Source organism: Helicobacter bilis (genome assembly GCF_900198365.1).
In the GTDB taxonomy this organism is placed as follows: Bacteria; Campylobacterota; Campylobacteria; order Campylobacterales; family Helicobacteraceae; genus Helicobacter_A; species Helicobacter_A bilis_B.
This window is the reverse complement of record NZ_FZMS01000042.1, coordinates 38,422-62,808: the sequence shown is the minus strand read 5'-3', so window position 1 is coordinate 62,808 and position 24,387 is coordinate 38,422. Positions and strand designations below refer to the sequence as shown.

Below are 24,387 nucleotides of genomic sequence, written 5' to 3'. Positions count from 1 at the left end.
GCAAATGCACTTAGTCCCCCCCCCCCCCTGTGATAACAAAGCGATAATCCGCATTAAGTCCAATTGTGTGCATATTATATGAACCAAGTGTCCTTTCATTACTATTAAAGTATGAGTTCATATAATCAACATAGATTCTTACACCATGACGAGTGAGAAAATACATATCATAGCCAACTTTGCTCCATAGCTTGCCCCAAACAAGCTTTTATCGTAATCGCCGGGTAAATCATCATAGGGGCGAGTTGTGCTGTAATATTTGATGACATTTGCATAAGACTACCACCACCAAAGATCCCTAGCACAAACTTATTTTGATTTTCTCCGTTAGTATCAGTAGAATCATTGCTTTCATCTGCATAGGTTAGCATTGATAAACACGCACATATACTCAATGAAGCAACAAGCTTTTTTAGGGTATTCACACTTATAATGTGTGGTTTTGTATCACAAACCTTCATATCACTCTCCCAAATGTTAAAAATGTTAATGAAAATACGGCGGTGATTCTGCCATATCATAATAAATAACATATTAATGACAATTTTTATGTAGTTTTATTACACAACATATTGTAGTAAAGATTCCAAATTTCTACAAATTCTACTCATTATCATTTTTAATAAAATGAGTTTTAGCTAAAATGAGATAAAAATAATAATTACATATCGTATTTATAAAAATATGCTATTATTCCAGCTTTTATTTGTATTTAAGACCCTATAAAAACAGAATTAGAGCGATTAAGGCACAAAGTGATTATACTAAAAAATATTACAAAGACTTATGCGAATGGATTCCAAGCGATTAAGCCCTTAAATCTTCAAGTAAAAAAGGGGGATATTATGGGGATTATCGGCTATTCTGGTGCAGGGAAATCCACACTTGTGCGGCTTATAAATAAGCTAGAGACACCAACAACAGGTGAAGTAATAATCGATGGAACAAATATCTTAACACTAAAGGAATCTAGTCTGCAAAAAGCAAGGCAAAAAATAGGCATGATTTTTCAGCATTTTAATCTTTTAGATTCTAGAAATGTATTTGGCAATGTAGCCTTTGCCTTAGAGATAGCTAAATGGAAAAAGAGTGATATTAGATCGCGTGTGAGTGAGCTTTTAGAGCTTGTAGGATTGCAAGATAAAGCAGACTTTTATCCAAATCAGCTAAGTGGAGGACAGAAGCAAAGGATAGCGATAGCAAGGGCATTAGCAAATCACCCAAAGATTCTATTATGTGATGAGGCTACAAGCGCACTCGATACTAAAACTACACAATCCATTCTGCAACTTTTACAGGATATACAAAGGAAGCTTGGATTAACCATTGTTATGATTACGCACCAAATAGAAGTGGTGCGATCAATTTGTAATAGCATGTGTGTGATGAGTAATGGCGTGATTGTAGAAGAAGGACAGGTCGAACAAATCTTTGCAAATCCAAAGCATGAAGTAACAAAAGAATTAATCTCTTTTCTCCCTGCATTATCACAAGAAGAGATCTTGCAAAAATCACATAAGAATGCGTATAAAATCTCATTTGTTGGCGAATATATTCATGAGCCTTTAATCGCTGAAATTATTAGAGAATTTAATGTAAATGTAAATATTTTAGCGGGTAATATTGAAGCGCTTGCAACGGCTGAAGTGGGACATTTGATCGTTGATTTTGGTGATGACGCACAAGCAAGAGAGAGAGCGATTGGGTATCTAAGAAGTAAGGGCTTAATTATAGAATCTTTGCAAGATTTAGTGGCAAATAAAACTACACAAACACAAGATTCTATCTCACAAGATTCTGTAATAGAGGACTAAATATATAAGGGATTACTATGCAAGAAGCACAACCATGGATTCTAAACTTTTTTCAACTACCACAAGCCTTAAGTGATGATGAGGTCAGCTCATCACTGCAGGTGCTTTGCTATCTGCTTTTTAGTGATGAAGATACAGCAGCAAGAGTATTTGATGTGATAGATTTACTTATGGAAGGCACATTTGAGACATTATATATGGTGTTTTTATCAAGCTTTTTTACAATCTCGTTTGGGCTTCCTTTGGGTGTGATTCTTACTATTACCAAAAAAAACTCTCTTTTAAGTGCGCCAACTTTTAATAAGATTCTAGGCATGATAGTAAATACTATACGATCATTTCCTTTTATTGTGCTAATCGTTGCCCTGCTGCCTATCTCAAAAATGCTAATTGGGACTAGTATAGGACCTGATGCGGCTTCTTTTGCTTTATCTATTGCTGCTATACCATTTGTAGCAAGACTTTTTGAGGGGGCATTAGAGAAAGTCAATCATGGCATAATAGAGGCGACTTTAAGCATGGGAGCAAGTAAGCTAGAAGTAATCTTTATGATGATAGCAGAATCTCTTCCTTCACTCATTAATGCCGCTACAATCGCAATTATTGCTATTATCGGCTTTTCTGCTATGGCTGGTAGTGTTGGCGGTGGTGGTTTGGGCGACTTGGCTATTAAGTATGGCTTTTATGATTCTAGACTTGATGTGTTGTATTCCTGCGTGATTGTGCTTATTATTTTAGTGCAATGTGTGCAAAGCATAGGCGATTATCTCTCACGCATTTTACGCACTCATCAGTATGGAATCTTAACGCCTATCGTGCATTTTGTATATAGGATATGCGGTAGAACGCAAAAATAATGTATTGTATATAATTTTATTTGATTATGTAGATTTTGCAAATCACTCAAGGGTTTCACAAGAAAAATTGTGTTTGTCTTTCACTTTAGATTCTGTATACATGTTACTTATTGTATTTAATCCATTTTTTTCGAAGACAAATAGAAACCGATTTAACAACTTATACTATTATGAAGTCTTAATGCCATGAAAATTAACTTTAAATAGGAGATATTATGAATACACTTGAAGTGCAAAGTCTAGGCTTCCCTATTTTTGCTACTTTTGGCTTATATGCTGTGGTAATGATAGGTATTGGATTATATTTTTGGCGAAAGACAAAAAATCCTGAAGAATTTTTCCTTGGCGGGAGAAGCATGGGTCCAGCGGTGAGTGCTTTATCTGCTGGGGCATCTGATATGAGTAGTTGGCTACTTATGGGTTTGCCTGGGGCATTGTATGTTGCAGGGCTTTTAAACGCATGGATTGCCATTGGGCTTAGCATTGGCATGTTTTTAAACTGGCTTTTTGTGGCAAAAAGACTTAGAATCTATACAGAAGTCATTGATAATTCAATCACTATCCCGGATTATTTTGAGACAAGATTCTCTGATGATAAGCATATTTTGCGACTTATTTCAGCGATTGTTATCCTTGTGTTTTTTGTGTTTTATATCTCATCTGGGCTTATTGCTGGGGCAAAACTTTTTGAGCAAACTTTCCATATCGATTATCAAATATCACTTATGATTGGTGCTGGAATTATCGTTATTTATACTTTTTTTGGTGGATATTTGGCGGTTTGTTGGACTGATCTTTTGCAAGGTGTGCTTATGATGTTAGCCTTAATTGTAGTGCCTATTGTTATGCTAAATCAAATCGGTGGCTTAAGCGAGGCAAAAAGCTATATACAAAAAAGTGATGAAGTCCATAATGAAAGAGTATTAAAGACACAGCAATACCTTGATACCGATGTCAATACAATTTTAGATGAAATCAAACAGGCACAAAACAATAAAGATATTGATACTATCAAGCAGAATCTACCCATGCTTATAGAATCTTTAAATACGCTAAGTGAAATCAGTAATAACCCTAAAGACTTTAGCACACTTGCAAATGAAGCTAGTGAAATCAATGCAACTCTCTCAAATCCACCAAAAGATATTGATAAAAAGATTCAATCCTTGCTTTCTAGCATAGATTCTGCTACTACTGCCTCTATGGAAGAAAAAGCACATTTTTCTTTCTTTCAAGGGGTTACGCTGCTTAGTGTAATATCTGCTATTGCTTGGGGGCTTGGCTATTTTGGACAGCCACATATTATCGTGCGTTTCATGTCTATCCGCTCTACAAAGGACATTCCAACAGCGACTATCATAGGTATGTCATGGATGATTATAAGCCTTATTGGTGCGTGTTTTGTGGGTATGTTGGGCTTAGCTTATGCTACAAAGTTTGATATAAGTTTTAGTGATCCTGAAAAGATATTTATCATTATGTCCCAAACGCTTTTTAATCCATGGGTTACTGGAATCTTACTTTCCGCCTTACTTGCTGCGATTATGAGCACAGCGAGTAGTCAGCTTTTAGTATCTGCTTCAACTGTGGCAGAAGATTTTTACAAAAAGATTCTAAAGACCGATGCGACACCAAAGCAGGTTATGTTTTTTAGTAGGGCAAGTGTTTTAGTCGTGTCATTTGTTGCATTTTTCATCTCTACAAACAAAGATTCTAGCATTCTTAGCATTGTAGCGTATGCTTGGGCTGGATTTGGTGCGAGTTTTGGTAGTGTTGTGCTATTCTCTTTATTTTGGCAGCGAATGACTAGAATGGGTGCTATTGCTGGTATGATAACTGGTGCGGTAGTCGTGGTATTGCATAATAACTTTTTTTACACATATTTTCCTATTTATGAGATTGTGCCGGGCTTTGTATGTGCGAGTATTGCTATCATTCTTGTGAGTTTAATGCAGCCTGTGAGACCGGGGACTAAAGAAGCATTTGATAAAATGATGGTAGAAATGAAGGCAGGGAATATTTAAGATTATATGCTGTCGTATATTGGTGATATTTGGAGTTTTCTTTGCATATTTTTTGTATAATCTTAGGCTATTGCAAATAAAGGAAGTCAATGCAAAATAAAGATTTAAAACCCATGCTTGCAAAACATGCAAGAGAAATTATACAACTACTTATCAGTCAAAATATCCACTTTTCTGTGCAATGTAGTCGGCATAGAGTGCAGTTTGACCCAGAATTACCTGAAGAAATTTCACGTCAGTTTCACCCTATTATAGATTTTATACTTGCAGGTTTTACCTTTGAAAGCATTGAAATATGGCAAGATGATATGTCATTTGAAGCAGGCTTTGGTAGGGATAACTTTCCAAGCCTTGTTGTTATCCCTTTTGCAAGTATTATACAGATTACTATCCCAGTAAATAATAGTGCTGTGCGTGATATATGCGTATTTATGAATGCGATGAATGTGTTAGAGTTAAATATCTTTGGGCAATCAAATGCAATGCAAGATTTTGATGAAACCAAAATACAAGAGATAAAATCAAATGAAGAAGAAGCATTATTAGAAAGCTCTAGAAATGCTATCCTATCAAATCCAAACAATAGATTCTAAAACAAATAAAGAGATTAACCCAAATTATGTAGAATCTAGTCATTATACATTCCAAAAAGATTCTATAACACAAGCTATAAGCTAACATATTTTAAGCATTTGTCAAGCTACAATATTTTCTCAAAGTTTCATAGTAATTTATATAAAGTATTAAAAGTTTAGTTAGAATACACTTTTCAATAATACACAGCAAGATGAAAGGGCATAAATGGGAAACAAGCAAGGCATTGTTATCGCTATCACTTCAGGTAAAGGTGGTGTTGGCAAATCTACTGCTACTGCAAATATCGGTGTTGGTTTAAGTGAGAGTGGTAAAAAAGTCATTGCAGTAGATTTTGATATTGGCTTGCGGAATCTTGACATGATACTTGGACTTGAACGCCGCATTGTCTATGATGTGATCGATGTGATGGAGAATAAATGCAATCTTTCTCAAGCCATAGTCAATCACAAAAGGGCAAAAAATCTCTACTTTCTACCCGCAAGCCAAACAAAAGATAAAACAATACTTGATAAAGATAAGGTCAAAGAGTTGCTTGAGAAGCTGAAACTAGAGTTTGATTATATCTTGCTTGATAGTCCTGCAGGTATTGAAAGTGGTTTTGAGCATACGATATTTTGGGCTGATAGGGCGATCATTGTGGTAACACCTGAAGTTAGCTCAGTAAGAGATAGCGATCGTGTTGTTGGAATCATAGATTCTAAAAGTGATAAGGCAAAGCAAGGCAGTGAGCTAGAAAAACATATTATTGTCAATCGTTTGCGACCAGAATTAGTCGCAAAACAAGACATGCTATCATGCGATGATGTTTTGCAGATCTTAGCCTTACCCTTGATTGGTATCGTGCCAGAAGATGAAAAGGTGATTGGGGCTACAAATAGCGGTGAGCCAACTATTTTTTCAAAAACAGAGAGTGGTTTAGCCTATGAGAGAATCTCGCGTAGAATCTTAGGGGAAGAAGTGCCATTTGAGACCTTTAAGCAATCAAATGGTTTTATCAGTAATTTAAAGAAATTTTTTGGTTTTTAGGGGGCTATTATGTTATTTCTTTTTAGAAACAAAAGTGAAAGTAGCGGTACCGCCACACTTGCAAAAAATAGACTAAATAATGTGTTAATGAATGAAAGAGGTTTGCAGATTAACTACCTTGATAATCTCAAAAAAGATATTGCAAACCTCATGAAACAATATGCCAAAACACCACATATCGTAGTCAATGCAACAGCACATAGGGATAATACCCTTGATGTTAAAATTTACATTGGAAAGGACGAACAATAATCTTTATTAGTTTTTAGAGTTTTAGACTATAAAATTGGCATACAAGTGGTAATTGTAATAAAAACAAGATTCTAAAAATCAGAATGTTATAAATTTTCTATATTTTCAACAGAAGTTTAGACAATATATTTCCCTTATACTGCAGAATAACTCTTAGTCTCCAGTACAAAATATTTAAAGTATTCTTTTTACAAGATATAGGTTTAAAAGAAGTGCCAAGGTAATACTACAACATAATAGCACTAACCCGATTGATTACTTTTTCGCTATTCGCTCAAGCGGCGTATTTTTGCACCAAGTGAGCTAAGCTTTACTTCAAGTTGCTCATATCCTCTGTCTAAATGATAGATTCTATGCACTCTAGTGATACCTTTTGCTACAAGAGCGGCAAGCACAAGGGCAGATGAAGCACGCAAATCTGTTGCCATCACATCTGCACCTATGAGTTCGCTTTTCCCATTAATCTGTGCGACATTGCCATCGATAGCTATATTTGCACCTAGTCTTTGTAACTCATTTACATGCATGAAGCGATTTTCAAATAAAGTTTCTTTAATAAAACTTGATCCATTACATTGTGTGCTTAAAGCCATAAATTGTGCTTGCATATCAGTCGGAAAGCCCGGATATTCTGTTGTTGTAATGCGGAATGCTTTTAACGGGGTCTTGCATGGATATATCGTTATCGCTTTGTTTGTATCACTAGAGCAAAACTCTGTCTCAAAACCTATTTCATGTAGCTTCAGCACAATGCTTTCAATATGGTCTTCACATACATCATGTAGCGTAATCTGTGAGTTTGTAATCGCGCCAATACACAGATAAGTCCCCGCTTCAATCCTATCTGGTATCACTCTAGTTGGTTTTAAATCAAGTAATTCCCCGCCCCTCCCCTCGATAATAATCTCTGAAGTGCCAATGCCTTGTATCTGCAATCCACTCTCTTGCAATATTTGACATAACTGCACGACTTCTGGCTCTTTTGCCGCATTAATAATACGCGTTTTGCCTTTTGCAAGGGCGGCTGCCATGACTACATTGCTTGTGCCTGTAACGGTTATCTTATCAAACACTATATCAGCACCTTTTAGCCCATCTTTTGCATGAGTGATGATATAGCCCCCTTGCACCTCTATATTTGCCCCAAGCTTTTGCATAGCTTTTATATGTAAATCAACGGGTCTAGCCCCTATCGCACAACCTCCGGGCAAACTCACCTCGCAATGCCCAAAACGCGTTAAAAGCGGTCCTAAAACAAGGATTGAAGCACGCATTTTACGCACAATATCATATACTGCCTTTGTGTCATTCACACTTGTAGTATCTATGATTCTATGTCCTTTGCCCTCTGTTGTAATATTTGCCCCAAGCATTGTAAGCAAACGCATAAAAGTATTAATATCAGCAACTTCAGGTAGATTATAAAACTCCATAGGCTGCCTAGAAAGCAGTGATAGAGCAAGTAGTGGCAATGCTGCATTTTTTGCACCAGAGATTCTCACACTCCCATGCAATGTGCTTCCGCCTTCAATTTCTAAATAATCCATAAAAAAGCCCTTTTGATTCCAATATGTATGATAAAAGTCGCTATTGTAGCATATTTTAATAGAATCTATAATACAAGTCTATTTGGAATCCAACTTGCAAAATAAAACAATCTCAAAGATAATATAATGAATGCTAAAGTAAAAAAATAAATATTTGTGTTGAAATTACACAAAACAATAAAATTGTGATAAAATGCGGGAATTTATTTTAATCTTTAAGGTAATTTTGTATGTTTTCATCTTCAAAAACATTGCGACAAGAGTTGCAAACTAAGGAACAAGAGAATAAAGCTTTGGCACAAGAGGTTGAATTTTATCGTCAAGTGAGCGCATTTGCATTTGAAGAGATTATTTTTGGTATCTCTCAGGGTGAAATCGTTTTTCGCAATACAAACGCAGAGTCTATAAAGGATACAAAGTCCTTATTGACACAATTAGCAAATAAAAGTGCGGTTATAACGCTAGATGATGTGTCCTACATAGCAAAACATAAGAGAGTGCAGGATACAGACTTATATTGTCTCAAAAAATGTTCGTTTAGAGATAAGGATTTAGGTGGGCTTGATATTATGCATTTGCATCATGTTGCCCTAAAGGGTGGGCTTGGTGCAGCACAAGAATCCTTTGTTGCAATCTTTAATGACTTAGGACAGATTCTAAAAAGCTCAGAAGCGGCAGCAGACATTTCTCAACAAGGGCTTGATATCACAAGAAAGTCTTTGTCTGACATTGGTGAGTTATGCGATAAAATGCAGCATGCACAGACCTTAGCACAATCTCTTAGCGGAAGAAGCAATGACATTACAAATGTTATTTCACTTATTGATGATATTGCAGAGCAGACCAACTTACTAGCATTGAATGCAGCAATTGAAGCAGCAAGGGCTGGAGAGCATGGCAGAGGCTTTGCAGTTGTTGCAGATGAGGTGAGAAAGCTTGCAGAGAAAACGCAAAAAGCCACAAAAGATATTGCAATCGTTGTAAAAGCAATGCAGCAAGAAAGCGGCGATATACATGTAAATACCGAAGAGATTAATACGATTTCAGAATCTATGCGTTGCAATGTTGATGATATAGTAGGTATGATGCAAGACTTATCATCATCTTCTGTTAGATCCAAATACATGCTTAGCATTATAAACAATCTTGTGTTCTGTTCTCTTGCGAAATTAGACCATGTGATTTACAAAAATAATCTCTACTCATTCATACTTGGCACTTCCGATGAGTTTGGTATCACAGACCATAAGGGTTGTCGTCTTGGTAAATGGTATTATGAAGGTGATGGACATAAAAACTTTAGAGATACTCAAGGCTATAAAGACTTGGAAAAAGAGCATGCAACCGTGCATTCTTATGCAAATGCAATTGCTGTGCCTATGAAAGAAAAACAAATGGTAAGCAAAGATTTTGTAGATAAAAATCTGAGCATATTTGAAGAAGGCACAAAAGGCGTTGTGCGTGAAATTGATAACATGCTTAATGAGAAAAATAGCGAGTTAAGAAATCTGTGTGGCTCAAATTGCAATGAGTAAAATTGGTGTCTCCAAGATAAGCACTTTTTACTTCTATCTTTCGTGTTAAATGCGGTGTAAATCTAATTTTTCTTTCAATATCAAGGGGCTATTTAGGATTGCGAAATCTGGCGTAATTGTTAAATTTCATAGCCTCGAATATATATGAAAATGTAGTAAAATTTAGAAGTTAATTTTAGTTGATACAACCAAGATATGAATAAATAAACCAAGTAGGATTAAAACATGGTGTTAGCAATAGTTATTCCCTGCTATAATGAAGAAGCGGTGTTGCAAGAAACTCATAAAACTATATCTAAAAAGTTAGAGCAACTCATAGATTCTAGAAGTATTTCTAAAAACAGCTTTTGTGTGTTTGTAGATGATGGTAGCAAGGATAACACTTGGTCTATTTTGAAAGATTTAAGCAGTAAAAATACAACATTTACCCCCCCCCCCCACTGATATAGCTAAGATCGATATAGGCAAACATAAAGATACTTTAAATATCTCTTTAGATAATACAGCAGAATCTAATCTTACAGAATCTACAACAAACAATAAGGTTAAAATCATCTCTTTAAAACTCTCACGCAACTGCGGACATCAAAACGCCCTTTTAGCAGGGCTAGAATATGTGGCGGATAAATGCGATTGTGCTATCAGTATAGATTGTGATTTGCAAGATGATATTAGTGTTTTTGATGAATTTGTAGCAAAGGCAAAAATGGGGGCTGAAGTCATTTTAGGCGTAAGAAAATCGCGGCAGAAAGATAGCTTTTTTAAAAAGCATACCGCACTTGGTTTTTATAGACTTATGGAGATTATGGGTGTGAAAATCACTTATAATCACGCTGATTATAGACTGCTCTCAAATAGGGCTATTAAGGCTCTGCTAAGATTCAGTGAAGTGAATCTATTTTTGCGTGGTATTGTGCCTTTGCTAGGCTTTCAAACGGCAGTAGTAGAGTATGATAGGCTAGAGCGTTTTGCCGGAGAGTCAAAGTATCCTTTAGGCAAAATGCTATCTTTCGCGTGGAATGGCATAACAAGCTTTAGCGTTGTGCCTTTGCGGCTTGTGAGTGTGCTAGGCATTGTGTTTTTTATACTTTCCATCGCACTTGGTTGTTACGCTCTTTTTGTGAAGCTTTTTACCGATGGTGTGGTGTATGGCTGGGCTTCTACGATTATTCCCTTATGCTTTTTTAGTGGGATTCAGCTTTTAAGTCTTGGGATTATTGGCGAGTATGTCGGCAAGATTTATGCAGAATCTAAGCGGCGACCACGATATTTTGTTGAAGAGATAATTTAGCCTATCTCTTTATTTTTGTAATCTAAACAATATATTGTGTCTAATCATATCTAAAGCACTATTTTATACATGGTAAAATCATCACGCAAACTCGTTTTAATCTTTACTTTTACACATTCCCCTGAAATAAGAATCTAAAACTTTCAAGATAGCTTTCCATGCTTATGTTATTATTTGATTGATAGGCTTTATCAAAGCATGTGCCATGATCTGGGCTTGTGCGTAATATGGGAAGATTTAGACTTACATTAATGCTTCTATCAAAATAGAGTGCTTTAAGTGGGGCTAATCCACTATCATGATACATTGCGATAAATATACTATATTTTTCTCTATTGTGCGGGATAAATGCAGAATCTGGGGCAATAGAGCCAATAAAGACTTCAGCACCAATCTCTTTATTTATAATTTCTATACATTCATTAATAATCATATCTTCATGTCCCAATACGCCATTATCACCTGCATGTGGATTAAGCCCTAAGACTGCTATTTTTAACTCTTTTTTAATTTGTGTTGAGTGATTATTCTGTATAGAATCTTGTGTTTTTTCTATTTTTTCTATAGTAGTTTTTTCATCATAAAGCAGTCGTTTAACTAAATTTGCATTAATCGCATTTTGCTTTAAAGTGTTTGAAGAGAGTTCTTGCAAGGATTCTAATTGAATGTTTTTAGAATCTTTAGTTTCTGTATCATTTTTTAATCCTTGCACCTTTTGTATTGGTGCAAAAAGCCAACTATAAGCATGATAAAAATCCCTAAAAAATTGCAAAAGCCTCTCTTTTTGTATCAAGCCTGAAACCTTGCTTAAGGGGATATGATCGGTAAAAAGTGCGACAAACATTTCCTTGCAGCCAAGCATCATAATCGCTTCTTTTTGGAATCTATGTCGCAAATACTGCGTATGCCCAGCATACTCTATACCCGCTAGCTGCCACGCATATTTATGTATAGGCAGTGTAACAAGACTAGCATTATGCTTTATGCAAAGCTCTAGTGCCTTCTCAAACGACTTAAAGCTATAAAGCCCACTTTTAGCACATATTTGCCCTGCTTTTATTATCTCATCATCAAAAATATCTTGCATATTAAGCGGGTGGATATACATATCTTTTGGAATCTGCAGGGCTAACTTTTTTGCCGCACACTCCAACACTTCAAAATCTATGCAATAAATAGGTTTGCAATACGCCGCAATTTCTGCATGATTGCGTAAAATAAGCTCTAGCCCAATGCCATTAATATCCCCAACTGATACATACACTAGCCTTTTTGATTCTATATCTTCATCTCGCTTTTGTGTATTTTTGGGATTTTTTGCTAAATCTTTTGCAGCGTTTATGTATGGATTTTTTGTGCTATGAATGAGTGCTTCTGTCTCTAATGAATGCAGGGTTTTTGATAGATTTATCGCTTTAGAATCTCTATCTTTTATTAAAGAATCTTTTATGGGGTGTTTTTGTGCTACACTAGTTTCTAATCTTTTTATGGATTCTATTCTATTGATAGAATCTTGCTTTTTAGAATCTGTATTTTGTTGCAAAGATTCTAGATTTTCAAGCGTATTTAAAGACTGCAAAGTCTCACTTATCTCATCACGATTTGCGTTTAAATCTAGGCTATCTGTATGCAATAAAGCGTTTAGATTCTGATCTCTCATACTCTTTCTTTAGTTAGAAACAATACTGCTCAAAGCTTGATTTTAGAATCGTCTGCCCTTTTTGCTCTTCAAACTCTAAGAGTTCTTTACCGCAAAGATTATCATCTTCTATCCTTGTATTTGTGATAGATAGCTTTCTATCCCCACTCCAAATATACATAAGCACATAGCCCATACGATCTTCATTGCTATCTGCCCTATAAGCCTTATTCATCTTTGGCAATTCCTTATGCAATATGCTAGACCCAAAGCTATCTTTTGGGTGTGCTGTGATATAGGCGTTATACACACTCTCTATTGTTTGATTTGGGAAGATAAAGGTCTCATACTCTTCACCAGATTTATAATGCTTTTTTAGAAAAGCCCTTTTTTGCTCCAATGTCTTTAGCTGCTGCGGATAGAGAATCTCAAATACTTTTGTGCGTGTAGCTTCTAAAGTCGTCAATTTATCACCACCAGACTCCGCAAAACTCGAAACAGCCAGCACGCAACATAAACTAAAACCACATGCAATTTTCTTAAAATACGACATAGACACACCTTTTTTTATTAAAATAAAGTTTTTATTATAACGAAAATAAAGCATTTTTGCAGTATTTATTGCTATGATTGCATTTTATATTTTGCGGAAAGGTATGTATGCAAACTCTACTTTTTTATAGTGTTAGAATCTCTCTTTTGTTTAGTGTATTTATATTTTGTGGTTGCACTTTTTATGTATTTGACCCGCAATATTACAAAGCTAGAAAATACTCAAAAGAGTATAGTGGCACTTATGTATTAAATAAAGCTCTATATGATGAAATCATGCAAAAACAAAAGGATTCTAAAGATACTAAAGCAGAAAATCTAAAACTAGAAGAAAAGATTTATTCGCAAATAAAGCATAATAAAAATGAGTTATGGTTACAAAAAAGGGAACATTACCTAAAACTTGCATATAAACATAGTGGCTATTATAGTGAGAAAAACGCTCAAAGGCTCTTTGTGCTTGATGTGATTAATAGTCAAAAAGATAGGATTCTAAGCAATGGATATGCCTATTATAGCGGTGCATATAGCACTGATATTGCAGTGGAAATACCACAATCTTTAAGGGAGAAAATCGGCGGCTTAACAGATAGAAATATGAAATTTCAGCAAATAATCTATCCGCAATTTCTCTATATTGATGATAATGGCAAAGCCCATATTATATCACTTGGAATCTTATATCGCTATGTCAATATAAATAGAGTGTATGGACTAAAAGAAGATTCAAATATTGAGAGTGTATTTGCAAATGGCGAATGGCTTTATTTGCGTAAAAATAAGGTGAGATATGTGGATTTTGAGTAGGTTGAGTAATGATATATAAAATTATGAAAAAAACAGATTTCATGATATAAGATATCTCACTTATAAAAAGTCCCAAGCAGGTGATATTCTCCAAGTAGTAATGCCATAGCATAAAAGGCAATATACGCACAAAGTGTGAAAGCTAGACGATAGTATTTCTTAAAAATAAGAATGGTAAGTATAAGGCTATATAAGAGCATTTGCACAGAAAAACAAGCCATAAAATTATAATTTCCCACAATACGAAGGGTGAATAATGGCACGATATACACAAAAGCAAAAATAAGGAAAGCTTTTATATTATTCTTATAGATTCCATTGCTGATAAAAAAGAGGCAAAAAATACCATAAGAGATTAAAAGACTAGCTTCTCCACAGAGATTGAAAACCAAAAGCCCACCCCAAAAGAGCGTAGTATAAAAAAGCCATTTAAGCTGAAAAATCGTGATAGAATCTAGCTTTTTTCTTTGCCCTTTCTGTGTGTTTGATGACATAGGAATCCTTTTGCGTTGATACAAGGTTATGTTTTGCAATGACTTTGTGGGCTAAATGCGTAAGTATAGCTAGAATCTTGTATAAGATTCTAGGAGTTTTTATTTTTTAAGGCACAAAGATTCAAGCGTATTTTGTTTAAAAGCGTCCTTAACCCTTATGCCTTAAATTCTATGCTTTAATATATTATTTGACAAACAAAATCCCAGCAAAGCAAAAGCCTTGCATAAGATTCTAGCCTATCATATCGGCAAAACGCGGATTTTAGAATCTAGCTGCTCTTGCAACACAGATTCTATGGCATACAATGTGCCTGTTGCCCCACTCGCACAGCCGCTACACGCCCCAAGATAGCGGATATACACATCAATGAATCCATCGCTTGTATCCTTAATGTCTAAAATCTCCATATCGCCCCCATCCATCATAAGCATAGGGCGGATATTGGCATCAATGACCTTATCAATCGCCTTTACCTTTTGCACCATTGTCATTTCAGCAAATGCGATTTCGCTACCTTTATCAGCGACTTTTTTCACAGATTCTTTATCCATTTCAGCCCTGACTTCAGCAAGTATATCTACCAAATAATACTCCCTTTCCTCGTGCCCGCCGGGCTTCACACAGCTTTTACAAAACGCCCCTGCTTTTGTGTAGTTTGTGATTTCTTCTACACTTTTTAAATCATTTAGTTTGATGACTTCTTTAATGGTAGATAGGCTAACTCTCGCACATTCACACACGATGATTTCACTCTCAAAGTCCGCTGCGTCCTTGCCTAGATAGATTCCCGCCGCTTTTTTAATCACATCATACGCCATAACAGAGCAGTGCATTTTCTGCCCCGGGACAGCCGGCGTATCAGGGTCATCACGCAAGGCGTGCTCTACATCAAGGTTTGTGATTTTTACCGCGTCCTGCACCTTTTTGCCAAGGCAGAGTTCTACCATCATATCGCTACTCGCAATCGCCGTGCCACAGCCAAAGCTTTTGAATTTTGCATCAATAATCACATCATTTGAATCTACAAGCCAATACAATCGCACCGCATCACCACACGCTTCCGCGCCATAGTCTGCTACGATGAGTTTTGCTCCCTTTTCATCAGCATCTTTTTGTGTCAAAACGCCTAAATGTGTGGGATTATCCATTCTCTCACTTACTTTGTTTGAATATGCGTCCCATAACGCACCACCGATTAAATCATTCTTTGCCATTTTCTTTTCCTTTCAAATTTATGTTTAAACAAAAAGTTAGTAACACTTTATCTTGTGTTGCTAAGTTTTTGTTTAATCTTTTTCTTATCTATCCCCATTTTGTCATAAAAAAGTTTTACAACATCTTCACGCGTAAAAATCTCTGTCATCTCGTCTGCTTTAAAATCCCATTTATATCCAGTCCCAGTGCCTCTTATACCCCTATTGTGTAGTTTGGTAAAGTCAATTTCATCTATTTTTTCAAGTCTCATATAAATGCTATTAGGTGCAACGCCTATAAAGCAAATATAATCGCATAAATCAGTCTGTTTAATATGTTCGTTTTGGAATTTCTTATTCACATCAAGGCTACTTGTTTTTACTTCCACTTTTACACCATTTATTTGTATATCCCAATCTCCTTGGTCTCCGTCCTTATACACAAGGCTAATATTTCTCTCCTTTGCAAAAATATCTCTTAGTAGCCTTTCTCCAAAACTCCCCCTTTTATCAATCTGCAAATACCTAATTGCAATATATTTAGAATCGCTCTTCCATTGTGTGCTTTGATTGACTTCAGATTCTATCTCGCTAAAAACCTCTCTAGCTATGTCAAAAATATCCATTATCTTGTCCCCTTATCATAGAATCCTTTTTGTATTAAAGCATCCTCTATCAAAGAAGTGCGTAAATTAAGACTAGAATTTGTGCCTAAAAAACTAGCCCTTACCCAATCAATACTTTGCAATGCCTTGCTTACTCTAGCCTTATCTTTTAAAATCACTATGCCATATCCCCTTCTGTGCGGCAGAGATTCAAAATCTTTATACAGCTTCATACTCGGCTTATTTTGAGAATGAAAACAAGTGCTAGGCAAATACGCATCGCAAATGTAGAGCATTTTTTTATTCCTTGTGCTAGAAGGCGTGCCACCATCGCTAAGGGAATAGACTTTGATATATTCCTTACAAGTCTTTTTAGATTCTCTATTAAATTGCATAGAATCTAAAAGCCTATGATTAGCCCAGATTTGAAAAAGTGTCGCAACTTCTACTTCCCTGCCATTAGGATAGATAAAGCTATTTAGGGGCAATTTTTCACTATGGACTAGCTGAAAGTTTTTTACTCTGCCTTTTGGGCTACCTTTACCATCGCTATCAAATAAAGGGGGTAAAATAAAAGCGATGAAATCGGCAAATTGTGCGTGATTGATAAACCGCAGGGCAAGATTCCCCCTTAGCCCAAAAGGTGGATTGCCAACGACTACATAATACCCTTTTTTTGGCGTGAAATCTAAAAAATTAGATTCTAAAATCTCTTTATTTTTAAACTCTAAGTCAATCCCTATTCGCCTATCCTTTGGCATTAAATCATAAAAGCTACAATCACCACAACTAGGCTCTATAAAGGTGTATTGCTTAGAATCTAGCTTGTATTTTTCTAAAAAAAGTAAAAAAGATTCAAAGCAGTATTTTGCCACTTCTTTTTTTGTAAAAAATTCATTATGGCTTCTGTAATCTTTTTTTGGAATCTCATACTTATTCCCAAGCAAAAAATTTAAGTCATACAAATAATCTTGCGGAATCTTATGCTGTGCTTCCCACCGCTTTAGCGTGCCTGTGTGCAAATTTAGCTTATGGGCTAACTGCACTAAAGAATGATTATTTTTTAACTCAAAATACATATCAGTTGCTGTCATTTTTAATCCATTGATAGTCTTTACTTTTTGGTATGTATCTCAAATATGCTGTTGATTAAATCATTCTTTGCCATTTTCTTTCCTTTTTTTGTTGTATAAATTTTACCGCTTAGATTCTAGAATCTAGCACATCAAAACACATTGCGGAAGTATCTTTATCTTTGAGATAAAAACATAAAATTCGCTTTTATTCAAAAACACAACACAAAACCCACATTCTAGCAGTTGCTGTATGGCTTTCTAAAGAAACTTCGTTTTGTGGGCTTTATGGGGATTTTAGGGTAGGAGTTACCTAAAGCGGTAATGACTATCCTAAAATCCCCATAATCGCACAAATCGCATACCCAAATGCGAATGTCTTAGAATCTAGCTTTCATAGCTACTAGAAATCGCCCTAAGTCTCCCCACTGCTTTCTTAAACACTTCAATAGTATAATCAATCTCTTCACTTGTAGTGAATCTGCTAAGAGAGATTCTAATGGCTGTATGGGCTAACTCTTTATCTGCGCCGATAGCTACCATCACAGGATTTGCCTCCAAGTCTTCACTCGCACACGCACTGCCCGTTGATGCGGCAATACCAGCCTTGTTTAAATCCCATAGCATTGCCTCGCCTTCAATCCCTCGCACACTGATGAGTGTCGTATTTGGCACACGATTTTCACGACTGCCTACAACAAACACATCAGGTATGCTTAAAAGCGCGTCTTCTAGCCTATCTCTAAGCTTTCTAACTTGTGTAAGCTCAAAGTCTAGGTAGTCTGTGGCAAGTTTCATCGCTTCACCCATACCGATGATATAGGGGACATTGAGTGTGCCAGATCGTCTGCCCCGCATATGCTCACCGCCGTGCAAAAGTGGCGTTAGCTCCACACCCTTTCTAATATACAAGCCGCCAACGCCCTTTGGTCCGTGAAACTTATGTGCTGAAAAGCTTAGAAAATCCACATTTGCCTTTTTCACACTCACAGGAATCTTACCGATAGCCTGCACCGCGTCAGTATGGAAAAGCACACCTTTTTGTCTGCATAATGCACCAATCTCTTCAATGGGGAAAATAAGCCCCGTTTCATTATTCGCCCACATTATGCTAACAAGTGCGGTATCTTCACGCAGGGCTTCACGCACTTGCTCGGTAGTGATTGTGCCTTGTGCGTTAATAGGCAGATAAGTAACCTCAACACCCAAAGATTCTAAAAAGCTACAAGTTGCCCTAACTGCGGGGTGCTCCACCTCTGTGGTAACAATATGCTTCTTGCCCTTTTTCACGATCTCATCAAAATACACGCCTTTAATCACCCAGTTATTTGACTCTGTCGCACAAGAAGTGATGATAATATCATCATTATCGTCCGCATCAATGCCCTTGTATAGCTTCTCTATGGCTTCAGCAATCGCTGGGTGCGTCTCTGTGCCGTATTTATGCAAACTATTTGGATTCCCAAACTTTTCGCAAAAATAAGGCTCCATCAATGCCTTAATGCTAGGGTCTAGCATTGTCGTGGCATTGTTATCTAAATAAATCCTTTGCACTATTATCTCCTACTTTAAAATTTCACACAAAGAAATATAGCAAAAGTGTGTTATTTTATCTCGCAAAATCGGCAGTTTTTAGGAAATATATTTAAATGTGTAAAATATTTACACATTTAAATTATGTCTCATGTTTGTCGTTAATGCAATAGAGATTCTAAATAAATTTTGTATGGCATTACAAGGGATAAAATCAAGAATTATAGAATTCTGTGTTAAAAAATCCTATAGTTGTATCTATGAATCTTTATTGTGTAAAACCTTAGGTAGTGTAATGCCCTTTTGTCCTTGATATTTGCCTTTTTTATCTTTGTAGCTTATCTCACAAGGCGAATCGCCCTCTAAAAATAATACTTGAGCTATGCCCTCATTGGCATAAATCTTTGCTGGAAGTGGCGTTGTATTTGAAATCTCAATAGTGATATGCCCCTCAAATTCTGGCTCAAAAGGCGTAACATTTACAATAATCCCACACCTTGCATAAGTGCTTTTACCAAGACAGATAGCAAGCACATTGCGTGGCATTCTAAAGTATTCTATCGTGCGCGCAAGGGCAAAAGAGTTTGGCGGCACAAGGCAGTAGCCCTTTTCACTCGCATCGACTTCTACAACATTGCGTTCATCAAAGCTTTTAGGATCAACCAAAGTCGCACCGATATTTGTAAAAATCATAAATTCACTACCCACGCGAATGTCATACCCATAGCTTGATAACCCATAGCTTACGATATTCTGCCCCACTTGCTTTTCACAAAATGGCTCAATCATACCCTTGTTACTCATCTCTTTAATCCACAAATCAGACTTTAAACCCATGATAACCTACCCATCAAAAATACCAAGAATTATAGCAAAAACAAATCTCATTCACTCTCAAAATGTGAAAAATCAAGTAAGATATAACGCAATGGAATCTGCAAGGAAAAAATCATTCGCATAGATTCTATTGTCATACTCATAGCATAAATTACTCTCAATCACATATTTTAGCTTTGCCTTATTTAGCAGACTTTTTTCTACACCGATTTCACTTCTAAAACCCATGAAAATAGACTCAAAATTGAGAGCATTTTGACTTAGCACTTCTTCTTTTCTTTGAAGTGGATTAGTGATATATTGCTCTAAATTTGGGGTAGCAAAATAACGCACAGAATCTACTCTGCCAACAGAACTCGCTCCAACGCCAAGATATGCCTCTCCATTCCAATAGCCTAGATTATGTTTGCATTTATTTTTATATGAAAAATTTGATACTTCATATTGCCTAAAACCTTTTTTTTGTAAAAAATCACGCACAAACACACCAAAACTCTCCCTAGATTGCAGGGAATAAGCCTTTCTATCGCCAAAACGAGAGTTAGAATCTATGCTTAAACTATACGCAGAAAGATGGCTAATAGGCAGTTTTAGGGCAGATTCTAACTCATATTCTATGCGTTTGTTTGTATCAAGTTTGCAATCATAGATTAAATCAAGGCTGATATTTTCAATATGTTTATAAACGATATCAAACGACCTACAAATATCATCATAGCTATGCACTCGCTCAAGCATTTGCAGTTTATCATCATAGAAGCTTTGCACCCCAATGCTTAATCGATTAGCCCCAAGCTCCTTTATCTCACTAAGCCAAGAGGGTGTAATTAAGTTTGGATTCATCTCAAAAGTAATCTCACAATCATTCACACACAATGGCGTTAAAAGCTTAAATATCTCTCTATAATGTTTAGAATCTACAAAGTTTGGTGTGCCACCACCAACAAAAATGCTTGTAATCTTTTTTACACTAAAATGCTTTAATGTGTGCTTTATATCCTTTAGTAATGCTTGAAAATATGGCGTAATCATATTCTCTTTATTGACTTGTGAGAAAAACGCACAATACCCACATTTAGAATCACAAAATGGAATGTGTATGTATAAAAGCAAAGAAATCCTTTTTTGTGTGAGTTGCAGAATCTAAAGATATGCAAATGTTTCTATCTTAAGATTCTAAATTCTTGTCATATTGAGTGCGTAAGCACGAAATATCTTTTTTAGATTCTGTATTAGATATTTCGCTACGCTCAATATGACAACTTGTTTTAGATTCTAAAACGCTCAATCATTTAGAATCTAGCTATGATATAAAGTATCAATCAATTCACCTTGTTTTAAAAAAAAGTAGTGATCACCATCTAAAACATGTGTTTTTGCTTGTGGCATGAGAGAGTAAATGATGTTAAATGCACTAAGCGGTGTGGCATTATCCTCTTTTCCCCAAAAGATTGTAGCCTTGTGTTTGAAAGATTCATAATGCGGGGCGTAGTCTTCTTGCACGACTTGCTTAAAGACTTCATACATTATAGGACTTAGCTCTTTTGCATCATCTGCCCTTAGGGCGTTTATATTTAAAGGTAGCTTTTTTAGCACCTTTGTGGTGGCTATTTTAAATTTTACTTTGAGTGGTTTTGGCAGTAAGATTCCCGCACTACTAAGCAAAATAATTTCAGAATCTAGCAATAAGGCTATCTTACCGCCAAAGCTGTGCCCAGCGATTATGCGATTTTCTTTAGCAATATTGCATGCTTGTAGAAAGAGTGAAATAATATTTGCATAATCTTGTGTAGTTAAAAAGACTTCATTAGGACTTGCACCAAATCCGGGCAGATCAATATAAAGATGATTATAGTTACAAAAAACTTTATTAAATGCTAATGCCATAAGTTCCTTATTACTTCCCCAGCCATGTAGAAATATGATATATTTTTCTGCGTTATTATCTATCATATTATAGGCGATATGAAACTTGTTATTATGATATAGAATCTCTTTTGCCGCCATAAATACTCCATCAATCTAAAAGGCTAATTTTAATATAAAAACATTTTTTCTATCTATTTTTTTGTATAATTATGCTTTTTATTTTTTGAAAAAGGTAATAAACATGACAGAACCAATGAGTAAATATGGATTTAATAAACTAACACAAGAATTAAAAGACTTAAAAGAAGTGCAAAGACCAAAAGTAGCCCAAGAAATAGATATAGCCCGCTCTCATGGAGATTTGAAAGAAAATGCAGAATATCATGCTGCAAAAGAAAAACAAGCATTTATTGAATTTAAGATTAATGAACTAAGCAAAATGCTATCAAACGCACAAGTCATTGACCCATCAACCCTGCCGCATGATAAAGTGAGCTTTGGTAGCACTATAACTATCCTTAATCTTAATACAGATAAGGAAGTCGTCTATACGATTGTAGGCACGACTGAAAGTAATCCTTCAAAAGGGCTTATATCCTTTAACTCACCATTGGCAAAAGAATTGATAGGTAAAGAAGAGGGTGATGAGGTGATTATAAATCTTCCAGCAGGTGAGACCGAGTTTGAGATTCTAAAGATTGAGTATAAACCTATTAGCTTTGAGTAGTTGAGTTAGGAATAAAGAATTTAATCGCTTATAGTATAATATTTGTTTTATTTTTAGAAAGCATAAAGGAAGAGTATGTTTCATGCGACGACGATTTTAGGGTATGTTGGACAAAAAGATGGTAAGCCCTATGGTGTGATTGGCGGAGATGGGCAGGTTAGCTTTGGTAACTGCGTAATGAAAGGCAATGCGACAAAAATCCGCTCTCTTTATAATGGCAAGATTCTAAGTGGTTTTGCTGGAAGCACGGCTGATGCCTTTAGCCTTTTTGATATGTTTGAGAGAATCTTGGAGGGTAAAAAAGGCGATTTATTAAAATCTGTGATGGAGTTTAGCAAAGAATGGCGTAAGGATAAGTATCTAAGAAGACTTGAAGCGATGATGATAGTTTTAAATGCTACACATATTTATGTGCTAAGTGGCACAGGCGATGTTGTAGAGCCAGAAGATGGTAAGATAGCAGCCATTGGTAGTGGTGGTAACTATGCGTTGAGTGCGGCTAGGGCTTTAGATAAATTTAGCGATATAGCACCAAAAGATCTAGTTTTAGAATCCTTAAAAATTGCTGGAGAGATCTGCATTTATACAAATACAAATATTAAATTATTGGAGATTACAGAATGAATGAATTAATTATTACACAAACGCCACGAGAGATTGTATCCTATCTTGATGGCTACATTATCGGGCAAAAGGACGCAAAAAAGGCAGTCGCCATAGCCCTTAGAAATAGATATAGAAGACTGCAATTGCCAAAAGATATGCAAGATGAGGTAACGCCGAAAAATATCCTTATGATTGGTTCTACTGGTGTGGGTAAAACAGAAATTGCAAGGCGTATGGCAAAGCTTATGGGATTGCCGTTTGTAAAAGTTGAAGCGAGTAAATATACTGAAGTAGGCTTTGTCGGTCGTGATGTAGAATCTATGGTAAGAGACTTAGTCAATGCAAGTGTAAATCTATTGCAAAGTAAGCAAAAAGAAGATTCTGCTGATAAAATAGATGACTATATCCTTAATAGAATCACACAAAAGCTATTGCCACCCCTACCAGCAGGTGTTACAGAACAAAAAAAACAAGAATATGATGTAAGCTTTGAGAAGATGAAAGAAAGAGTAAAAAGTGGGGCAATGGATGATACAAAAATAATGATTGAGATTGCCAAGCAAGAAGAAAAGATTGATGAAAACTTACCTGCAGAGATCATAAAAGTGCAAGAATCTTTAATCAAAGCCTTAAACATGAAAGGCGATAAAATCAAAAAAGAAATCACAATTAAGGAAGCAAAAGAGCTGTTACGCCCAGAGGCACAAAATGCTGTGCTAGATTCTGATATGATAAAAACTGATGCATTGAAACTTGCAGAGCAAAGCGGCATTATCTTCATTGATGAGATTGATAAAATCGCAGTGGCTTCAAAAGATTCTAGCAAACAAGACCCAAGTAAAGAGGGTGTGCAAAGAGATTTATTACCCATTGTAGAGGGTAGTGTCGTGCAAACTCGCTATGGACAGATTAAAACAGATCATATTCTATTTATCGCTGCGGGGGCATTTCATTTTAGTAAGCCAAGTGATCTTATACCAGAATTGCAGGGGAGATTCCCATTGCGTGTAGAATTGCAAGTGCTTGATGAAGAAGCACTCTATCAGATTCTAACACAGACAAAAAACTCGATTATAAGGCAGTATGAGGCATTGCTATCAGTTGAAGGCATTACCTTGAAATTTGAAGATTCTGCATTAAGGGCATTAAGTAGATTATCCTTTCATGCGAATGAAAAGACTGAAGATATCGGGGCTAGAAGATTGCATACAACAATTGAGAGAGTGCTAGAAGATATTAGCTTTTGTGCGGAAGACTATAAGGGGCAAGAAGTGGTTATTACAGAATCTCTTGTAGAAGAAAAGCTTAAAAATTTAGTAGAAAATGTGGATTTAGCTAGATATATTTTGTAGAATCTGCTGAGTTAGGATAGCGTATTTTAAATGTGTTATGTAGGATTTAAGATTCTACAATAAGTTGTCATATTGAGCGTAGCGAAATATCTAATATGGAATCCAAAAAAAGATATTTCGTGCTTACGCACTCGCACGAGCCTCTTGCCCACACTT

The 24,387-nt window shown here is 35.9% G+C and carries 25 protein-coding genes and 3 pseudogenes; 15 read left to right on the top strand and 13 right to left on the bottom strand.

The window, feature by feature from the left end; translation table 11 throughout:
• Positions 1-10: 10 nt before the first annotated feature.
• A complete protein-coding gene (locus tag C6H08_RS11980; RefSeq protein WP_233708516.1) occupies positions 11-166 on the bottom strand; it encodes a hypothetical protein in 156 nt (51 codons plus the stop codon).
• Position 167: 1 nt separating this feature from the next.
• Positions 168-461 (bottom strand): hypothetical protein, encoded by a 294-nt coding sequence (locus tag C6H08_RS06670; protein WP_233708515.1) that lies wholly within the window; start codon positions 459-461, stop codon positions 168-170.
• Between the two features lie 294 nt (positions 462-755).
• On the opposite strand from C6H08_RS06670, the gene C6H08_RS06665 reads away from it, so the two are divergent.
• The 7 genes and pseudogenes from C6H08_RS06665 to C6H08_RS06640 all read left to right on the top strand — a co-directional run bounded on the left by C6H08_RS06665 (position 756) and on the right by C6H08_RS06640 (position 6,570).
• Positions 756-1,814: a methionine ABC transporter ATP-binding protein gene (locus C6H08_RS06665; protein WP_034580192.1), complete on the top strand. Its 1,059-nt coding sequence runs from the start codon at positions 756-758 to the stop codon at positions 1,812-1,814.
• A 170-nt stretch (positions 1,815-1,984) separates the two neighbouring features.
• Positions 1,985-2,671: a methionine ABC transporter permease gene (locus tag C6H08_RS06660; protein WP_052100063.1), complete on the top strand. Its 687-nt coding sequence runs from the start codon at positions 1,985-1,987 to the stop codon at positions 2,669-2,671.
• A gap of 215 nt (positions 2,672-2,886) precedes the next feature.
• Positions 2,887-3,573: pseudogene (locus C6H08_RS12435) on the top strand (sodium:solute symporter family transporter); the annotation flags it as partial.
• A 321-nt stretch (positions 3,574-3,894) separates the two neighbouring features.
• Positions 3,895-4,695 (top strand): annotated as a pseudogene (locus C6H08_RS12430) (sodium:solute symporter family transporter); the annotation flags it as partial.
• Positions 4,696-4,784: 89 nt separating this feature from the next.
• Positions 4,785-5,288 carry a hypothetical protein gene (locus C6H08_RS06650; protein WP_034580193.1) on the top strand — a complete coding sequence of 168 codons (504 nt, stop codon included), beginning with the start codon at positions 4,785-4,787 and terminating at the stop codon, positions 5,286-5,288.
• Between the two features lie 208 nt (positions 5,289-5,496).
• Positions 5,497-6,318, top strand: coding sequence for a septum site-determining protein MinD (gene minD, locus C6H08_RS06645; protein WP_004088580.1), 822 nt, complete (start codon positions 5,497-5,499; stop codon positions 6,316-6,318).
• A 9-nt stretch (positions 6,319-6,327) separates the two neighbouring features.
• Complete coding sequence (locus C6H08_RS06640; RefSeq protein ID WP_034565484.1) at positions 6,328-6,570, top strand: cell division topological specificity factor MinE; 243 nt, start codon at positions 6,328-6,330, stop codon at positions 6,568-6,570.
• A gap of 266 nt (positions 6,571-6,836) precedes the next feature.
• Here C6H08_RS06640 and murA read toward each other — a convergent pair whose 3' ends face one another.
• Positions 6,837-8,117: a UDP-N-acetylglucosamine 1-carboxyvinyltransferase gene (gene murA, locus C6H08_RS06635; protein WP_034565485.1), complete on the bottom strand. Its 1,281-nt coding sequence runs from the start codon at positions 8,115-8,117 to the stop codon at positions 6,837-6,839.
• Positions 8,118-8,347: 230 nt separating this feature from the next.
• Between murA and C6H08_RS12560 the strand changes: the two are divergent.
• The 4 genes and pseudogenes from C6H08_RS12560 to C6H08_RS06625 all read left to right on the top strand — a co-directional run.
• Positions 8,348-9,115 (top strand): annotated as a pseudogene (locus C6H08_RS12560) (methyl-accepting chemotaxis protein); the annotation flags it as partial.
• Complete coding sequence (locus C6H08_RS12555; RefSeq protein ID WP_411698102.1) at positions 9,107-9,652, top strand: CZB domain-containing protein; 546 nt, start codon at positions 9,107-9,109, stop codon at positions 9,650-9,652. The pseudogene C6H08_RS12560 and the gene C6H08_RS12555, both read left to right, overlap by 9 nt.
• A 225-nt stretch (positions 9,653-9,877) precedes the next feature.
• Positions 9,878-10,096 (top strand): glycosyltransferase, encoded by a 219-nt coding sequence (locus tag C6H08_RS12315; RefSeq protein WP_267892888.1) that lies wholly within the window; start codon positions 9,878-9,880, stop codon positions 10,094-10,096.
• Positions 10,068-10,943 (top strand): glycosyltransferase, encoded by an 876-nt coding sequence (locus C6H08_RS06625; protein WP_324761517.1) that lies wholly within the window; start codon positions 10,068-10,070, stop codon positions 10,941-10,943. The genes C6H08_RS12315 and C6H08_RS06625 overlap by 29 nt, the downstream gene beginning before the upstream one ends.
• A 109-nt stretch (positions 10,944-11,052) precedes the next feature.
• Here C6H08_RS06625 and C6H08_RS06620 read toward each other — a convergent pair whose 3' ends face one another.
• Positions 11,053-12,207 carry a 4-hydroxythreonine-4-phosphate dehydrogenase PdxA gene (locus C6H08_RS06620; protein WP_080732270.1) on the bottom strand — a complete coding sequence of 385 codons (1,155 nt, stop codon included), beginning with the start codon at positions 12,205-12,207 and terminating at the stop codon, positions 11,053-11,055.
• A gap of 409 nt (positions 12,208-12,616) precedes the next feature.
• A complete protein-coding gene (locus tag C6H08_RS06615) occupies positions 12,617-13,135 on the bottom strand; it encodes a hypothetical protein (RefSeq protein ID WP_034565489.1) in 519 nt (172 codons plus the stop codon).
• Between the two features lie 107 nt (positions 13,136-13,242).
• On the opposite strand from C6H08_RS06615, the gene C6H08_RS06610 reads away from it, so the two are divergent.
• Positions 13,243-13,941, top strand: coding sequence for a hypothetical protein (locus C6H08_RS06610; RefSeq protein ID WP_034580194.1), 699 nt, complete (start codon positions 13,243-13,245; stop codon positions 13,939-13,941).
• A gap of 56 nt (positions 13,942-13,997) precedes the next feature.
• On the opposite strand, the gene C6H08_RS06605 is transcribed toward C6H08_RS06610, so the two are convergent.
• From C6H08_RS06605 to C6H08_RS06570, 8 genes are all read right to left on the bottom strand, one after another.
• Positions 13,998-14,435 (bottom strand): hypothetical protein, encoded by a 438-nt coding sequence (locus C6H08_RS06605; RefSeq protein ID WP_034565491.1) that lies wholly within the window; start codon positions 14,433-14,435, stop codon positions 13,998-14,000.
• A gap of 240 nt (positions 14,436-14,675) precedes the next feature.
• Positions 14,676-15,650: an iron-sulfur cluster assembly scaffold protein NifU gene (locus C6H08_RS06600; protein WP_034565492.1), complete on the bottom strand. Its 975-nt coding sequence runs from the start codon at positions 15,648-15,650 to the stop codon at positions 14,676-14,678.
• Between the two features lie 47 nt (positions 15,651-15,697).
• Positions 15,698-16,255 (bottom strand): hypothetical protein, encoded by a 558-nt coding sequence (locus tag C6H08_RS06595; RefSeq protein ID WP_034565493.1) that lies wholly within the window; start codon positions 16,253-16,255, stop codon positions 15,698-15,700.
• On the bottom strand, positions 16,255-17,328 hold the full coding sequence (locus tag C6H08_RS06590; RefSeq protein ID WP_034565495.1) for a hypothetical protein: 1,074 nt from the start codon (positions 17,326-17,328) through the stop codon (positions 16,255-16,257). Before C6H08_RS06590 ends, C6H08_RS06595 begins: the two co-directional genes overlap by 1 nt.
• 366 nt (positions 17,329-17,694) lie before the next feature.
• The gene (locus C6H08_RS06585; RefSeq protein WP_034580195.1) at positions 17,695-18,864 is read right to left on the bottom strand and encodes a NifS family cysteine desulfurase; all 1,170 of its coding nucleotides are present in this window, start codon (positions 18,862-18,864) and stop codon (positions 17,695-17,697) included.
• A gap of 234 nt (positions 18,865-19,098) precedes the next feature.
• A complete protein-coding gene (gene dcd, locus C6H08_RS06580) occupies positions 19,099-19,677 on the bottom strand; it encodes a dCTP deaminase (RefSeq protein WP_034565498.1) in 579 nt (192 codons plus the stop codon).
• A gap of 72 nt (positions 19,678-19,749) precedes the next feature.
• Positions 19,750-20,790 (bottom strand): radical SAM family heme chaperone HemW, encoded by a 1,041-nt coding sequence (gene hemW, locus C6H08_RS06575; RefSeq protein ID WP_034580196.1) that lies wholly within the window; start codon positions 20,788-20,790, stop codon positions 19,750-19,752.
• Between the two features lie 186 nt (positions 20,791-20,976).
• Positions 20,977-21,684 (bottom strand): alpha/beta fold hydrolase, encoded by a 708-nt coding sequence (locus C6H08_RS06570; protein WP_034565500.1) that lies wholly within the window; start codon positions 21,682-21,684, stop codon positions 20,977-20,979.
• 103 nt (positions 21,685-21,787) lie between these two features.
• Between C6H08_RS06570 and greA the strand changes: the two genes are divergently transcribed.
• From greA to hslU, 3 genes are all read left to right on the top strand, one after another.
• Positions 21,788-22,273, top strand: a complete 486-nt coding sequence (gene greA / locus C6H08_RS06565) for a transcription elongation factor GreA (protein ID WP_004084148.1) — start codon at positions 21,788-21,790, stop codon at positions 22,271-22,273.
• Positions 22,274-22,348: 75 nt separating this feature from the next.
• Positions 22,349-22,897: an ATP-dependent protease subunit HslV gene (hslV, locus tag C6H08_RS06560; protein ID WP_004084149.1), complete on the top strand. Its 549-nt coding sequence runs from the start codon at positions 22,349-22,351 to the stop codon at positions 22,895-22,897.
• Positions 22,894-24,231, top strand: a complete 1,338-nt coding sequence (gene hslU, locus C6H08_RS06555) for an HslU--HslV peptidase ATPase subunit (protein WP_034580197.1) — start codon at positions 22,894-22,896, stop codon at positions 24,229-24,231. The genes hslV and hslU overlap by 4 nt, the downstream gene beginning before the upstream one ends.
• Positions 24,232-24,387: the final 156 nt, after the last annotated feature.

Excerpts from the sequence above, each read along its gene's own strand:
- C6H08_RS11980 (WP_233708516.1), bottom strand. The coding sequence starts at position 166 with ATGTATTTTCTCACTCGTCATGGTGTAAGAATCTATGTTGATTATATG.
- C6H08_RS06670 (WP_233708515.1), bottom strand. The coding sequence starts at position 461 with ATGAAGGTTTGTGATACAAAACCACACATTATAAGTGTGAATACCCTA.
- C6H08_RS06660 (WP_052100063.1), top strand. The coding sequence starts at position 1,985 with ATGGAAGGCACATTTGAGACATTATATATGGTGTTTTTATCAAGCTTT.
- C6H08_RS06650 (WP_034580193.1), top strand. The coding sequence starts at position 4,785 with ATGCAAAATAAAGATTTAAAACCCATGCTTGCAAAACATGCAAGAGAA.
- minD (WP_004088580.1), top strand. The coding sequence starts at position 5,497 with ATGGGAAACAAGCAAGGCATTGTTATCGCTATCACTTCAGGTAAAGGT.
- C6H08_RS06640 (WP_034565484.1), top strand. The coding sequence starts at position 6,328 with ATGTTATTTCTTTTTAGAAACAAAAGTGAAAGTAGCGGTACCGCCACA.
- murA (WP_034565485.1), bottom strand. The coding sequence starts at position 8,117 with ATGGATTATTTAGAAATTGAAGGCGGAAGCACATTGCATGGGAGTGTG.
- C6H08_RS12555 (WP_411698102.1), top strand. The coding sequence starts at position 9,107 with ATGCAGCAAGAAAGCGGCGATATACATGTAAATACCGAAGAGATTAAT.
- C6H08_RS12315 (WP_267892888.1), top strand. The coding sequence starts at position 9,878 with ATGGTGTTAGCAATAGTTATTCCCTGCTATAATGAAGAAGCGGTGTTG.
- C6H08_RS06615 (WP_034565489.1), bottom strand. The coding sequence starts at position 13,135 with ATGTCGTATTTTAAGAAAATTGCATGTGGTTTTAGTTTATGTTGCGTG.
- C6H08_RS06610 (WP_034580194.1), top strand. The coding sequence starts at position 13,243 with ATGCAAACTCTACTTTTTTATAGTGTTAGAATCTCTCTTTTGTTTAGT.
- C6H08_RS06605 (WP_034565491.1), bottom strand. The coding sequence starts at position 14,435 with ATGTCATCAAACACACAGAAAGGGCAAAGAAAAAAGCTAGATTCTATC.
- C6H08_RS06600 (WP_034565492.1), bottom strand. The coding sequence starts at position 15,650 with ATGGCAAAGAATGATTTAATCGGTGGTGCGTTATGGGACGCATATTCA.
- C6H08_RS06595 (WP_034565493.1), bottom strand. The coding sequence starts at position 16,255 with ATGGATATTTTTGACATAGCTAGAGAGGTTTTTAGCGAGATAGAATCT.
- C6H08_RS06590 (WP_034565495.1), bottom strand. The coding sequence starts at position 17,328 with ATGACAGCAACTGATATGTATTTTGAGTTAAAAAATAATCATTCTTTA.
- dcd (WP_034565498.1), bottom strand. The coding sequence starts at position 19,677 with ATGGGTTTAAAGTCTGATTTGTGGATTAAAGAGATGAGTAACAAGGGT.
- C6H08_RS06570 (WP_034565500.1), bottom strand. The coding sequence starts at position 21,684 with ATGGCGGCAAAAGAGATTCTATATCATAATAACAAGTTTCATATCGCC.
- greA (WP_004084148.1), top strand. The coding sequence starts at position 21,788 with ATGACAGAACCAATGAGTAAATATGGATTTAATAAACTAACACAAGAA.
- hslV (WP_004084149.1), top strand. The coding sequence starts at position 22,349 with ATGTTTCATGCGACGACGATTTTAGGGTATGTTGGACAAAAAGATGGT.
- hslU (WP_034580197.1), top strand. The coding sequence starts at position 22,894 with ATGAATGAATTAATTATTACACAAACGCCACGAGAGATTGTATCCTAT.